The following is a 12,931-nucleotide window of genomic DNA, read 5'->3' as shown; positions in this document are numbered from 1 at the left end:
GTCCTCCCCTTTGGATCGCGCGCAGCGAGCCACGGGCTGGACAGCCTGTCCAGCGCGGCTAGTCTCGCCGGCAGGAGAGGGGAAACGCGCATGGCCGAACCGGCCAGCCTGAAGGTCAGCGTCTGGCGCGGCGGCGAGCAAGGTGACTTCGCCCGCTACGAGGTGCCCGCGCGTGCGAACCAGACCGTGCTCGACGTGGTCACGCACATCCAGCGCGAGCTCGATCCTTCCCTCGCCTATCGCTTCGCCTGCCGCGTCGGCATGTGCGGGTCCTGCGCCATGACGGTGAACGGTCGCGCCCGCTGGACCTGCCGGACCCATGTGCGAAAGGTCGTCGGCGCGGACGGCGAACTGGAATTGCGGCCGCTCGCGAACCTGCCGGTGATCCGCGACCTCGCCGCCGACCTCGCGCCCTTCTTCGACAAGTGGCAGCGCGCGCAGGGCCGCTTCCAGCCCAAGGATGCGCCGGACGGCGCCGTGCCCGAGGACTTCGTGGTCGTCCCGCCCGCGTCCAAGGCGCGGCGCGAAGCCGATGCCGGCATCGAATGCATCGGCTGCGCGGTCTGCTATGCCTCCTGCGACGTCGTCGCCTGGAACCCGGACTATCTCGGGCCTGCCGCGCTGAACCGCGCCTGGACGCTGGTGAACGACGTGCGCGACGGCGCGCACGGGGACAGGCTCGATGCGGTGGCGGGCGATGCCGGCTGCCATTCCTGCCACTCGACGCAATCCTGCACCGAGCGCTGCCCGAAGAACCTCGATCCCTCCTCGGCGATCGCGGGTCTGAAGCGACGGCTGTTCTGGGACACGCTGCTGGGGCGCCGGTGAGCACGCGCGGACAGACGCATCTGTGGGTGGTGCAGCGCGTCACGGCGATGATCCTCGCCGTCGCGGTGCTGGTGCACCTGGTCACCATCATCGGCGCGGTGCGCGGCGGGCTGTCGGCGGCGGAGATCCTCGGGCGCACCCGCGGCAACGGCGCCTGGTTCGCCTTCTACGCGGTCTTCGCGCTCAGCGCGGGCCTGCACGGCGCGATCGGGCTGCGCAACATGGCCGCCGAGACGATCGGCCTGCGCGGCCGTGGCGCGGACATCGCCTGGCTCGCCATCGGCCTGGTCACGGCGGGCTTCGGCATCCGCGCCGCCTATGGGCTGTTCGCCTGATGGACCTGCGGCCGCGCGCGCATCCGACCTACCTCGCCTTCGTGGTGCACCGCGTCTCGGGGCTGCTGCTGGCGCTCTTCCTGCCGCTGCATTTCTGGGCACTCGGCAGCGCCATCTCAGGTGAAGCACGCCTCGACGGCTTCCTGCGCTGGACCGAGAACCCGCTGGTCAAGGCAGCCGAGACGGGCCTCGTCGTCCTTCTTGCCGCCCACCTTGCCGGCGGGCTGCGGGTGATGGCGCTGGAATTCCTCGGCTGGCGGAAGCGGCAGAAGGACATGGTCGCGATTTCCGCCGGGCTCGCGCTGCTGGTCGGCCTGCTGTTCCTGCTCAATGTGGTTTGAGGCCTCCGTCGTCGCGGCGAGCTGCTTCGTCGCCGCCTTCTGCGCCGGCATGGCGGGCTTCGCCTTCGTGCTGGTGGCCGCGGGCATCCTGCTGCATGTCGTCCCGCCCTCGGTCACCGCGCCGGTGCTCGTGCTCGGCAGCCTGATGGCGCAGTCGATGAGCCTGCCGGCGCTGTGGCAGCACATCGAATGGCCGCGGATGCGGCTCTTCGTCGGCATGGCGGTGCTCGGCCTGCCGGTCGGGCTGCTGGTGCTGGCCAAGGGGCCGGCGCCTGTCATCGTCGCCGGGGTCGGCGTGCTGCTGGTGGTCTATTCCGGCTACATGCTGGCCCGCATCGCGCTGCGCCTGGCGCCGCCCGAGGTCGGCGGCGGCCGGGCGGCCGATGGCGCGGTGGGCTTCGCGAGCGGCATACTGGGTGGCATCGGCGGCTTCGTCGGCGCGCTGCCGGCCATGTGGGCCGACATCCAGGGCTGGCCCAAGGACCGCGCCCGGGCGCTGATGCAGCCCTTCATCGTCTTCATGCAGGCGATCACCGCGGTGGGCCTGGCCTTCTCGGGCTTCTTCACGGCCGAGGCGCTGATCCTGACCGCGGCGGCCGTGCCGGCGCTGGTCATCGGCACGCTCCTCGGCCTGCGCGCCTATGTGAGGCTTCCGGCGCAGGGCTTCCGGGTTATCCTGCTGGTGCTGCTGCTGGTCTCGGGGGTTTCGCTGCTCGTCTGAGGGAGGAATGCGATGACGCTGATGACGAAGCCGGGGGTCGAACCCCTGCGGGTCGAGCCCGAGGCGATCGAGGAAGCCGCCAAGCTCCTCTACATCCGCGCCTGCAAGGTGCTGCCCGACGACATCAAGGAAGGTTTCACGCGGCTCGACGCCACCGAGACCGACGCGACGGCCAAGACCATCCTCGCGACCATGATCGAGAACATCGGCGTGGCGGAACGGATGGACAACCTGCTCTGCCAGGACACCGGCATCCCGATCTTCAACGTGCTGATCGGCCGCAACGTCCAGGTCGACGGCTGGGCGCTGAAGGAGGCGATCGCGAAGGGCACGGCGCGCGCGACGCGCGAGCATCCGCTGCGCTCCTCGGTCGTGCATCCCATCACGCGGAAGAACGAGCACACCTCCTGCGGCGAGCGCGTCCCCGTCATCAACATCGACTTCACCGATGCCGAGCGCGAGTTGCGCCTCGAGATGATCCCGAAGGGCAGCGGTTCGGAGAACGGCTCTTTCCTGCAGATGCTGATCCCGGCGGACGGCGTCGCGGCGGTGAAGCGCTTCGTGGTGGACCGTGTGATCCAGGCCGGCGGCAAGGTCTGCCCGCCGACCATCGTCGGCGTCGGCGTGGGCGGCACCTCGGATCTCTGCATGCACCTCGCCAAGGTCGCGGCGACGCGCCCGCTTGGGTCGCACTGCACCGATGCGGAAGGCGCGAAGCTCGAAGCCGAGCTGTCCGAGGCGGTGAACTGCCTCGGCATCGGCCCGCAGGGACTGGGCGGGGATTCCACCGCCTTCGCCGTGCATGTCGAGACGGCGGCGACGCACATCACGATGAATCCCGTCGCGGTGAACATCCAGTGCCACTCGGCGCGCCGCGCCAGCGCGACCTTCACGCCCGACGGCATCCGGATAGGGTTCTGACGCCATGGCCCACCATGTCCTGCACATGCCGATCACCGAGGAGCAGGTCCGCGCGCTGCGCATCGGCGACACCGTGACGCTCGAGGACACGCTGTTCGGCATCCGCGACGCGACGCAGATCCACATGTTCGACCATGGCCGGCGCACGAAGTTCGACCTGCACGGCCATGCGGTGATCCACACCGCGCCCAACCTGCGCAAGGTGGAACGATCCGGCACCAACCATTCGGGCTACGAGCCGGTCTGCATCGGCACCACCACCTCGGACCGCATGGAACGCTTCACGCGGCCGCTCATGGAACGCGAGGGCGTGCGGATCATCATCGGCAAGGGCGGGCTGCGCGATGGCTCGCTGGACGCCTTCAGGGACCTCGGCGGCGCCTACCTCGCCGTCGTGGGCGGCGCGGCGGCGCTCGAGACCACCTGGGTGCAGGCGGTCGAGGATGTCGACCTCGACGACCTCAACCCCGAGAGCCTCTACAAGTTCTCGATCAAGGGCTTCGGGCCGCTGCTGGTGGCGATGGACGCCCATGGCGGCAGCCTCTACGCCGCGGTGAATGCCGAGGCGGCGCGGAGGCGCCAGGCGGTGCTCGAGAAGCTCGGAGCCTCGTGATGTTCCTCGCCGTCCTGCCGCTCGTCGTGCTGTTCCAGGTCATGCCGCCGCCGCTCGGGCAACTGGCCTCGACGCTGATCCTCGGCCGCATGGGCGGCGGGACGGACATCATCGTCGCCATTCCCGCCCCGGCCGAGGCACCCGCGACGGCGGCGCCGGCCGAGGATTGCGGCTGCGGCGTGCCCAACAGCCCGCGGGGGCCGCGCTGATGGAACGTCGCCGCACCGATATCCTGGTCCTCGGCGCGGGCGGCGCCGGGCTGCTTGCCGCGCTGCACGCGAAGGACACGGCGCCGGACCTCGACGTGACGATCGCGGTGAAGGGGCTGCTCGGCAAATGCGGCTGCACCCGCATGGTCCAGGGCGGCTACAACGTCGCCATCGCCGCGGGGGATTCCGCCGAGCGCCATTTCATGGACACGCTCGACGGCGGGAAGTGGCTGAACGATCAGGACCTCGCCTGGACGCTGGTGGTGGGCGCGCAGAAGCGCATCCGCGAGCTCGAGAACCGCTGGGGCTGCTTCTTCGACCGCAACCCGGACGGCACCATCCACCAGAAGGCCTTCGCCGGGCAGACTTTCGACCGCACGGTCCACAAGGGCGACCTGACGGGCATCGAGATCGTCAACCGCCTCGCCGAGCAGGTCTGGGCGCGCGGCATCAACCGCATGGAGGAACACCGCGCCGTCGCGCTGATCCGCAGCCGCGACGGGTCGCGCATCGCGGGCGTGCTGTTGATCGACATGCGCACGGGCGGCCTGGTCTTCGTGCAGGCCAAGGCGGTGCTGCTGGGGACCGGCGGCGGGCCGACCATGTACAAGTACCACACGCCCTCGGGCGACAAGGCCTGCGACGGCATGGCCATGGCGCTGCGCGCGGGCCTGCCGCTGCGCGACATGGAGATGGTGCAGTTCCACCCCACGGGGGTGCTCGCCGGCCCCGGCACGCGCATGACCGGCACGATCATCGAGGAAGGGCTGCGCGGCGCCGGCGGCTACCTGCTCGGCGGTGACGGGCAGCGATTCATGCACAAATACGATCCGCGCAACGAGCGCGCGACGCGCGACATCGTCTCGCGATCGATGCAGCGGGAGATCCTTGCCGGCAACGTGAACCCCGAAGGCGGCCTGTGGATCGAGATGGGCCATCTCGGCCCCGACCGCGTGCGGCGCGAATTCAAGGGCATGGTCGAGCGCTGCGCCGACAACGGCTTCGACCTGGCCGCGGGCCGCGTGCCGGTGGTGCCGACCGCGCACTACATGATGGGCGGCGTGGTGTTCCGCGCCGACGGCTCGACCGACCTGCCGGGCCTCTTCGCCGCGGGGGAAGACACCGGCGGTGTGCACGGCGCGAACCGGCTTGGCGGCAATGGCGTCGCGAATTCCACGGTCTTCGGCGGCATCGCCGGCGACAGCATGGGCGCCTGGGTGCCGAAGCATGGCGCCTTCGAGGAACCGGACCAGGCCGCGCTCGACGAAGCCACCGCCTTCGTCCAGGCGCCCTTCGCGCGGCCGGCGCGCAACCTCTCGCCCATCCGCGACGCGCTGCTCGACATGATGTGGGACAAGGCGGGCATCCTGCGCGACGCCGCTGGCCTCGCCGAGGCCGCCGCCGCGCTCGACGCGCTTGAAGCCGAGGTCGACGCGACCGGCGTGGACGGGCGCGACCGTGCCTTCAACCTGACCTGGCACGACTGGCTGAACCTCAAGTCGCAGCTGCTCGTCAGCCGCGCCATCGTCGCCGCGGCGCAGGCCCGGGAGGAATCGCGCGGCGCCCATTGGCGCGAGGACTTCCCGCAGACCGACGACGATGCGGCCGGTCTCGCCGCGACGCGCGTGGCGCTGCGCGACGGCGCCATCGCGCTCGACTGGCAGCCCGTCGGATTCACGCGCCTCAAGCCGGGCGAGAGCCTGCTGCCGGCCGCCGCGGAGTGATCGCGCCGCGCTTGACATCGCGCGGCGCGCTACCCACCCTCGGCTGCAAGGGGATGTCCGCGATCACCCCGTGAGGCTCCGGCCGAAGCATCGCGTCCCGAACTCCCTGTGGAGAGGACGCCCCCATGCCGGCTCCAACCATCATCACGCCCCAGCAACTCGCCCGCCGCATCGGGCTGCCCGATGCGCCCGCGGTCATCGACGTGCGCACCACGGAGGACGCGGCCGCCGATCCGCGCTTCATCCCCGGCGCCATCCGCCGCGGCCATGACGATGTCGCGACCTGGGCGGGGCGCTTCGCCGGCCGCGACGTCGTCGTGGTCTGCCAGAAGGGGCTGAAGCTCAGCCAGGGGGCCGCCGCCTGGCTGCGCCATGCCGGCGCCAATGCCGAATCCCTCGAAGGCGGTTTCGAGGCCTGGCGCGATGCGCGCCTGCCTCTCGTCGCACCGGCCCATGTCCCGCCGCGCGACGCGCAGGGCCGCACGGTCTGGGTCACGCGGGCGCGGCCCAAGGTGGACCGTATCGCCTGTCCCTGGCTGATCCGCCGCTTCGTCGATCCGGATGCGGTGTTCCTCTTCGTCGCACCGTCGGAAGTGACCGCCGTCGCGGAACGCTTCGGCGCCACCCCCTTCGACATCGAGGGCGTCTTCTGGTCCCATCGCGGCGAGTTCTGCACCTTCGACGTGATGCTCGACGAATTCGCCCTGCATACCGAGGCGCTGGACCGCCTCGCCCTGATCGTCCGCGGCGCCGACACGGCGCGGCCGGACCTGGCGCCGGAGGCGGCGGGGCTGCTCGCCGCCTCGCTCGGCCTGTCGCGCATGCATCGCGACGACCTGGCGCAGCTCGACGCCGGCTGCGCGCTGTACGATGCCTTCTACCGCTGGGCACGCGACGCGACCGACGAGACCCACAACTGGCCGACGCCCGGGAAGCCCGCATGACGCCGCAGCCGCATTTCCCGACCTTCGCCGAGGCGCTGCGCGTCTGGCTGCGCGTCGGCCTGCTGTCCTTCGGCGGGCCCGCCGCGCAGATCGCGGTGATGCACCGGGAAGTGGTGGACGACCGCCACTGGGTGTCGGACGCGCGGTTCCTGCATGCGCTCAACTTCTGCATGCTGCTGCCCGGGCCCGAGGCGACGCAGCTCGCCACCTATCTTGGCTGGCTGATGCATGGGGTGAAGGGCGGAATCGCGGCGGGCGTGCTGTTCGTCCTGCCCGGCGCGGTCGTGATGCTCGCGCTGTCGATGATCTACGCGACGCTGGGCGAGGTGCCGATCGTCGCGGCCCTCTTCTTCGGGCTGAAATGCGCCGTGCTCGTGCTGGTGGTCGAGGCGCTGCTGCGCGTCGCCAAGCGCGCCCTGCATGGCGGCGCCGCCTGGCTGCTGGCGGGCGCGGCCTTCGTGGCGCTGGCCGCCTTCGCCGTGCCCTTCCCGCTGGTGGTGCTGGCCGCGCTCCTGATCGGCTACCTGGTGCCCGGCGCCTTCGTCGCCGGCGGCCACGGCAAGGCGAAGGACGGGCCACCGGCGCTGCTCGACGCGGCGATCGCCGCCGAACCCGACCGCATCGCGGCCATGACGCCGGCGGCGCGGCGCGCGGGGCTGATCACGCTGGCGCTCTGGCTCTGGCCGGTAGCGCTGCTGATGGGCACGCCGGTCTGGGGCGACATCGCCTGGTTCTTCTCGAAGATGGCGGTGGTCACCTTCGGCGGCGCCTATGCGGTGCTGGCCTATGTGGCGCAGGAGGCGGTGGAGCATTACCGCTGGCTGACCGCGCCCGAGATGCTGGCGGGCCTTGGCCTCGCGGAGACCACGCCGGGGCCGCTGATCCTGGTGCTGCAGTTCGTGGGCTTCCTCGCCGGCTATCGCGACAGCGGGGTGATCGGGGGCGTCGGCGGGTCGCTGCTGACGCTCTGGGTCACCTTCGCGCCCTGCTTCGCCTTCATCTTCCTGGGCGCGCCCTATGTCGAGCGGATGCATGACGAGCCGCGGCTGAAGGGCGCGCTGGCGGGCGTGACCTCCGCCGTGGTGGGGGTGATCGCGAACCTCGCCTTGTGGTTCGGGTTGCGCGTGATCTTCGCCGAGGTGCGGCACGTCCCGCTCGGCCCGGCGGCGATCGACCTGCCGGTGGTCGCGACCGTGCAGCCGGCGGCGCTGGGCCTGGCGGTGCTGGCGGCGGTGCTGCTGTTCGGCTTCAGGCTGGGGCTGGCGAAGACGCTGGCGGCCTGCGCGCTGGCCGGCCTCGCCCTATCGTTCCTGCACGCCTGACGCGGACCAGACGAAGAACCAACCTGCGGCCCACCCGGCGCCTGAGGCGCACGAAGGCGCCGCCTTCGTGCACACGCATTACGATCCCCCGATCAGGATGCCCGTCGCCAGCACCAGGCTGCCGCCCAGCAGGATCTGGAACATGGCCCGCCCGATCGGCGTTTCCATGTAGCGGTTCTGGATCCAGACGATCGCCCAGAGCTCGAAGAACACCACCACCAGCGCGATCGCCGTCGCGGTCCAGAAATGCGGGATCAGGTAGGGCAGCGCGTGGCCCAGCCCGCCCAGCGCCGTCATGACGCCCGAGGCGATGCCCCGCTTCAGCGGCGACCCGCGCCCCGACAGCTTCCCGTCGTCATGCGCCGCTTCCGTGAAGCCCATCGAGATGCCCGCGCCGAGCGACGCCGACAGGCCCACCAGGAAGGTCGTCCCCGGGTTCTGCGTCGCGAAGGCGGTGGCGAAGATCGGCGCCAGCGTCGAGACCGACCCGTCCATCAGCCCCGCAAGGCCCGGCTGCACCCAGGTCAGGACGAATTGCCGCTTGGCATGGGCCTCCTCCTCCGCACCCTCCTCGCGGTGCGTGAGGTCCTCGGTCAGCCGCGCGGCACCTTCCTCGTGCTGCGCCTCGGCCTCGGCAAGGTCGCCGAGCAGCCGCCGCACCTCGGCATCCGTGCTGCGGGAGGCGGCCGCGATGTAGAAGGTGCGCGCCTGCTGCTCCATCGCCCGCGCTTCCTCGCGGATGCGCTCGAGGCTGAGGTTCTCGACCAGCCAGACCGGCTTGCGCTGGTAGAAGTCCGCCACGTGCTCGCGCCGGATCGGCAGGATCAGGTCCCCGTAGCGCGCGCGGTAGAGGTCGATCAGCCGGCGCCGGTGGTCGTTCTCCTCCGCCGCCATGGCGTCGAAGACCGCGGCCGAGGCCGGGTATTGCTCGCGCAGCCGGCTCGCATAGAGCGCGTAGATGGTGCCGTCCTCTTCCTCCGAGGAAATGGCGAGCGCCAGGATTTCCTGCGGGGTGAGGCTGTCGAAGCGGCGCCGCCCGGCACCGAGGAAGGGGATCAGGGAGGTCATGCTGCGGTGCAGGAAAGCACAGGACGCCCCGGAACGCATGACACGCTTGTCATCCGGCCGCGCCATTCGCCTCCATCATCGCGGACGCAGTCTTCCTCCCGGCGGCCGACTACCGCCGCCGCGCGCCTCCCGGCCCTACTTCCCCCGCCGGGGGGCGCGCGCCCCCTCATTCCTCGCCCGGCCCGTCCCTGGACGCGCGCCCGGCCGCGGACCACCATCGCGGCCCCTTCGCCCCCCGGCGTGCAGCAGCAGGAGAACCGGCCAGGATGCGCATTCTGGTCATCGAGGATGATCGCGCGACCGCTGACTACGTCGCCAAGGGCCTGACGGAAGAAGGCTTCGTCGTCGACGTCGCCCGCACCGGCAAGGACGGCCTGTTCCTCGCGCTCAACGAACCCTTCGACGTCATCGTGACGGACCGGATGCTGCCGGGCCCGGACGGGCTGTCCATCGTGCGCGCCATCCGCGCCTCGAACATCGGGACGCCGGTGCTGATGCTGACCGCCCTCGGCGACGTCGACCGCAAGGTGGAGGGCCTCGAGGCCGGGGCCGACGACTACCTCGCCAAGCCCTTCGCCTTCGCCGAGTTGCGCGCGCGCGTCCGCGCCCTGGCCCGCCGCCCCGCCGCGCCGCCGGCCGAGCAGACCGCGATCGAGGTGGGCGACATCCGCATGGACCTGCTCCATCGCGTCGCGACGCGGCGCGGACGGACGCTCGACCTGCTGCCGACCGAATGGCGGCTGCTGGAATTCATGATGCGCAACCCGGGCGTGGTGCTGACGCGGACCATGCTGCTCGAGAAGGTGTGGGACTTCTCCTTCGATCCCACCACCAACGTCGTGGACGTCCATGTCAGCCGCCTGCGCCGCAAGCTCGAGGGCCCGGGCGAGCCGCCGGCCATCCGCACCGTGCGCGGGGCGGGCTACGTGCTCGACCCCCGCGCAGCGCCCGCGTGATCCGCCGCAGCTTCGCGCTCCGGGCCGCCCTCGGCGCCGCGGGGCTGATGCTGCTCGCCTCGCTGCTCGGGGCCGGCTGGGTCTGGTATGCGGCCGAGCAGGAACTGCGCGCGCAGCGCGACCTCGCCCTCGCCGCCGAGGCCGAGGCGCTGATCCGCGAATACGAGATCCTCGGCGTCGCCGGCCTGGCCGAGCAGGCCCGCGCCGTCGCCCGCCGCCAGGGCCCGATCCTGGTGCTGCTGCAGACCATCGACGGCATCCCGATCGCCGGCAATTTCCCAGGCGTCCGCCCGCCGGTGCTGCGCGGTTTCGCGACCTTCCCGGGCGGGACCGCCGATGCCGGGGTGCGTGCGCTCGGCACCATGCTGCAGCCGGGGATGAACCTGATCCTGGCCGCCGAGCTGGCGCCGATCTCCCGCGCGGCGACGCGGCTCGCCTGGGCGCCGGCCTTCGCGGCGGGCTGCGCGGCGATCATCGCGCTGCTGCTCGGCTATGTCGCCGCACGCCGGATCGAAAGGCGCATCGCGGGTGTCGGGGCCGCGGCGCGGGCGATCATGGATGGCGACCTCACCCGCCGCCTGCCCCAAGCGGGCGAGGGGGACGAGTTCGACCGGCTCGCCGGCACGCTCAACACCATGCTCGGGCGGATCGAGGCGCTGATGCAGGCGCAGCGCCAGGTCACTGACGACATCGCCCATGACCTGCGTACGCCGCTCGCCCGGCTGCGCCAGCGCATCGAATCGGCGCTCGCCTCGGCCCGCGACCCGCAGACGGACGCGACGACGCTCGAGGAGTCGCTGACCGAGCTCGACCAGGTCCTCGCCACCTTCGCCGCCCTGCTGCGCATCGCGCGCGCGGAAAGCGGCGCGCCGCGGGCCGGGTTCCGCCACATCGACCTCTCGGACCTGGTCGGCGCCGTAGCCGAGGCCTACGAGGCCGTCGCCGAGGAGGCCGGCCGGACCCTGTCGCAGGAGATCGCGCCCGGCATCGGCATGGAGGGCGACGCCGCCCTGATGCGCCAGGCGGTGGCGAACCTGCTCGACAACGCGCTGGTTCATGGCGGCCCGCATGTCGGCCTGCGCCTTGCCTCCGGTCCGGTCATCGAGGTGACGGACGACGGCCCCGGCATCCCGCCCGAGGAACGGGAGGCCGTCACCCGCCGCTTCCATCGCCTCGACGCCAGCCGCAACACGCCTGGCACCGGCCTCGGCCTCGCCCTGGTCGCGGCGACCGCGAAACTGCATGGCGGGCGGTTCGAGGTTCTGGACGGCCCGGGCGGCCGGGGCGCGACCATGCGCCTCGCCCTCGGCGGGCGCTGACCGCCCGCGTTTCTGACGCGTCTGTCATGGAGACGCGGGCCGCCCCTCCACGGTCCAGGCACGAGAGTGCCCCCTGTCGCGGCCCCGAACGGGCCGCCTACAGGAGATTGCAGATGACCAACGCTTCCAGCCGCCGCCGTCGCGCCGGCTTCGCCGCGCTGCTGATGGCCGGGTCCACGCTGGGCGGGCTGGCCTTCTGGCAGGGCGACCGCGCCTTCGCCCAGTCGGCCACGCCGCCGGCCATCACGGCGCCGGCCGTCAACCAGGCCGGCCTGCCCGGCTTCGCCGACCTCGTCGCCCGCGTCCGCCCGGCCGTCGTGACCATCACCACCGTCCAGCGCGTCGCCGAGCAGGGCGAGCAGTCGCCCTTCCCGCGCGGGTCCCAGCAGGACCGCAACTTCCGCCGCCAGTTCGGCGACAACCAGCCCGGCCGCCGCGCGGCCCAGGCGCTGGGCTCGGGCTTCGTGGTCGACGCCGCCGGCTATGTCGTGACGAACAACCACGTCGTGCAGGACGCCGCGGAGGTCCGCGTGACCCTCGATGACGGCCGCGAGCTGCCGGCCCGCGTGGTCGGCCGCGACCCGCGCACCGACCTTGCGCTGCTGAAGGTCGAGGCGGGCGCGCCGCTCGCCTTCCTGAACCTGGGTGACTCCGACCGTGCGCGGCCGGGCGACTGGGTGGTGGCCGTGGGCAACCCCTTCGGCCTCGGCGGGACCGTCACCGCGGGCGTCGTCTCGGCGCGCGGGCGCAACATCGGCGCCGGCCCCTATGACGACTTCCTGCAGATCGACGCGCCCATCAACCAGGGCAACTCGGGCGGTCCGCTGTTCGGGCTCGACGGCAGCGTCATCGGCGTGAACACGGCGATCTTCTCGCCCTCCGGCGGGTCGGTCGGCATCGGCTTCGCCATCCCGTCCAACATGGTCCGCACGGTCGTGGCCGACCTGAAGGAGCATGGGCGGGTGGAGCGCGGCTTCCTCGGCGCCATGACCCAGCAGGTCACGCCGCAGCTGGCCGAGGCGATGCGCATCCCGACCGCCAAGGGCGCGCTGGTCGCCGAGGTGACGCCGGACAGCCCGGCCTCCCGCGCCGGCCTGCGCCCGGGCGACGTGATCACGGCGCTCGACGGCCACCAGGTGAACGACCAGCGTGACCTCGCGCGCACCGTCGCCGGCGTCCGCCCGGGCACCGCGGTGACGCTTGGCGTGGTCCGCGACGGCCAGAACCAGGAACTGCGGGCGACCCTCGCGGCCCTGACCGACAAGGCGCCGGGCAGCGAGCAGGCTTCGGCCGAGCAGGGCGGCCGCGAGCCGGTCGGCGTGGCGCTGGCGCCGATCGACGACGCGATGCGCCAGCAGCTGAACCTGCCGCGCACCGCCAATGGCGCGGTGGTGGCCGAGGTTCGGCCGGACAGCCGTGCCGCCGCGGCCGGCATCCGCCCGGGTGACGTGATCACCCGCGTGGGCAACCAGGACGTGGCGAACCCCGAGCAGGCCGCCCGCGCGATCCGCGAAGGGTCCACCGGCCCGCTGGCGCTGCAGATCGTCCGGGAAGGGCGTTCCCTCTTCGTCGCCGTGCCGACGAAGCAGGGCTGATCCCGGCGACGGGGGGCGGGACCGTCCGCCCCCCG

General features: G+C 72.1%; 14 protein-coding genes. 13 read left to right on the top strand and 1 reads right to left on the bottom strand.

All coding sequences use genetic code 11. From position 1 onward, the window contains the following. Positions 1–90 precede the first annotated feature (90 nt). From GWK15_RS09310 to chrA, 10 genes are all read left to right on the top strand, one after another. On the top strand, positions 91–828 hold the full coding sequence (locus GWK15_RS09310) for a succinate dehydrogenase/fumarate reductase iron-sulfur subunit (RefSeq protein ID WP_168041004.1): 738 nt from the start codon (positions 91–93) through the stop codon (positions 826–828). After that, complete coding sequence (locus tag GWK15_RS09305) at positions 825–1,163, top strand: succinate dehydrogenase (RefSeq protein ID WP_338147220.1); 339 nt, start codon at positions 825–827, stop codon at positions 1,161–1,163. The genes GWK15_RS09310 and GWK15_RS09305 overlap by 4 nt, the downstream gene beginning before the upstream one ends. Next, complete coding sequence (gene sdhC, locus GWK15_RS09300; RefSeq protein ID WP_168041003.1) at positions 1,163–1,504, top strand: succinate dehydrogenase, cytochrome b556 subunit; 342 nt, start codon at positions 1,163–1,165, stop codon at positions 1,502–1,504. The genes GWK15_RS09305 and sdhC overlap by 1 nt, the downstream gene beginning before the upstream one ends. After that, positions 1,494–2,225, top strand: coding sequence for a sulfite exporter TauE/SafE family protein (locus tag GWK15_RS09295; protein ID WP_168041002.1), 732 nt, complete (start codon positions 1,494–1,496; stop codon positions 2,223–2,225). Before sdhC ends, GWK15_RS09295 begins: the two co-directional genes overlap by 11 nt. A gap of 12 nt (positions 2,226–2,237) precedes the next feature. Beyond that, a complete protein-coding gene (locus tag GWK15_RS09290) occupies positions 2,238–3,146 on the top strand; it encodes a fumarate hydratase (RefSeq protein ID WP_245211511.1) in 909 nt (302 codons plus the stop codon). A 4-nt stretch (positions 3,147–3,150) separates the two neighbouring features. Next, complete coding sequence (locus tag GWK15_RS09285) at positions 3,151–3,759, top strand: fumarate hydratase C-terminal domain-containing protein (RefSeq protein ID WP_168041001.1); 609 nt, start codon at positions 3,151–3,153, stop codon at positions 3,757–3,759. Next, entirely contained in the window at positions 3,759–3,968 is a 210-nt protein-coding gene (locus GWK15_RS09280) for a hypothetical protein (RefSeq protein ID WP_168041000.1), read from the top strand. Before GWK15_RS09285 ends, GWK15_RS09280 begins: the two co-directional genes overlap by 1 nt. Then, positions 3,968–5,692, top strand: coding sequence for an L-aspartate oxidase (locus GWK15_RS09275; protein ID WP_168040999.1), 1,725 nt, complete (start codon positions 3,968–3,970; stop codon positions 5,690–5,692). The genes GWK15_RS09280 and GWK15_RS09275 overlap by 1 nt, the downstream gene beginning before the upstream one ends. Before the next feature lie 125 nt (positions 5,693–5,817). Continuing rightward, a complete protein-coding gene (locus GWK15_RS09270) occupies positions 5,818–6,636 on the top strand; it encodes a chromate resistance protein ChrB domain-containing protein (protein ID WP_168040998.1) in 819 nt (272 codons plus the stop codon). After that, complete coding sequence (chrA, locus tag GWK15_RS09265) at positions 6,633–7,958, top strand: chromate efflux transporter (protein ID WP_168040997.1); 1,326 nt, start codon at positions 6,633–6,635, stop codon at positions 7,956–7,958. Before GWK15_RS09270 ends, chrA begins: the two co-directional genes overlap by 4 nt. A 78-nt stretch (positions 7,959–8,036) precedes the next feature. On the opposite strand, the gene mbfA is transcribed toward chrA, so the two are convergent. Beyond that, positions 8,037–9,026, bottom strand: coding sequence for an iron exporter MbfA (gene mbfA, locus GWK15_RS09260; protein ID WP_209442101.1), 990 nt, complete (start codon positions 9,024–9,026; stop codon positions 8,037–8,039). Positions 9,027–9,292: 266 nt separating this feature from the next. On the opposite strand from mbfA, the gene GWK15_RS09255 reads away from it, so the two are divergent. The 3 genes from GWK15_RS09255 (at position 9,293) to GWK15_RS09245 (ending at position 12,896) form a co-directional block, all read left to right on the top strand. Continuing rightward, positions 9,293–9,982, top strand: a complete 690-nt coding sequence (locus tag GWK15_RS09255; RefSeq protein ID WP_168040996.1) for a winged helix-turn-helix domain-containing protein — start codon at positions 9,293–9,295, stop codon at positions 9,980–9,982. Then, positions 9,979–11,301 carry an ATP-binding protein gene (locus GWK15_RS25855; protein ID WP_168040995.1) on the top strand — a complete coding sequence of 441 codons (1,323 nt, stop codon included), beginning with the start codon at positions 9,979–9,981 and terminating at the stop codon, positions 11,299–11,301. Before GWK15_RS09255 ends, GWK15_RS25855 begins: the two co-directional genes overlap by 4 nt. Before the next feature lie 113 nt (positions 11,302–11,414). After that, on the top strand, positions 11,415–12,896 hold the full coding sequence (locus GWK15_RS09245) for a DegQ family serine endoprotease (protein WP_168040994.1): 1,482 nt from the start codon (positions 11,415–11,417) through the stop codon (positions 12,894–12,896). The last annotated feature ends 35 nt before the right edge of the window (positions 12,897–12,931 follow it).

Source organism: Neoroseomonas oryzicola, from assembly GCF_012163135.1.
GTDB classification, from domain to species: domain Bacteria; phylum Pseudomonadota; class Alphaproteobacteria; order Acetobacterales; family Acetobacteraceae; genus Neoroseomonas; species Neoroseomonas oryzicola.
Note: the sequence above shows the minus strand (reverse complement) of the source record. Positions and strands in the feature narration are given on the sequence as shown.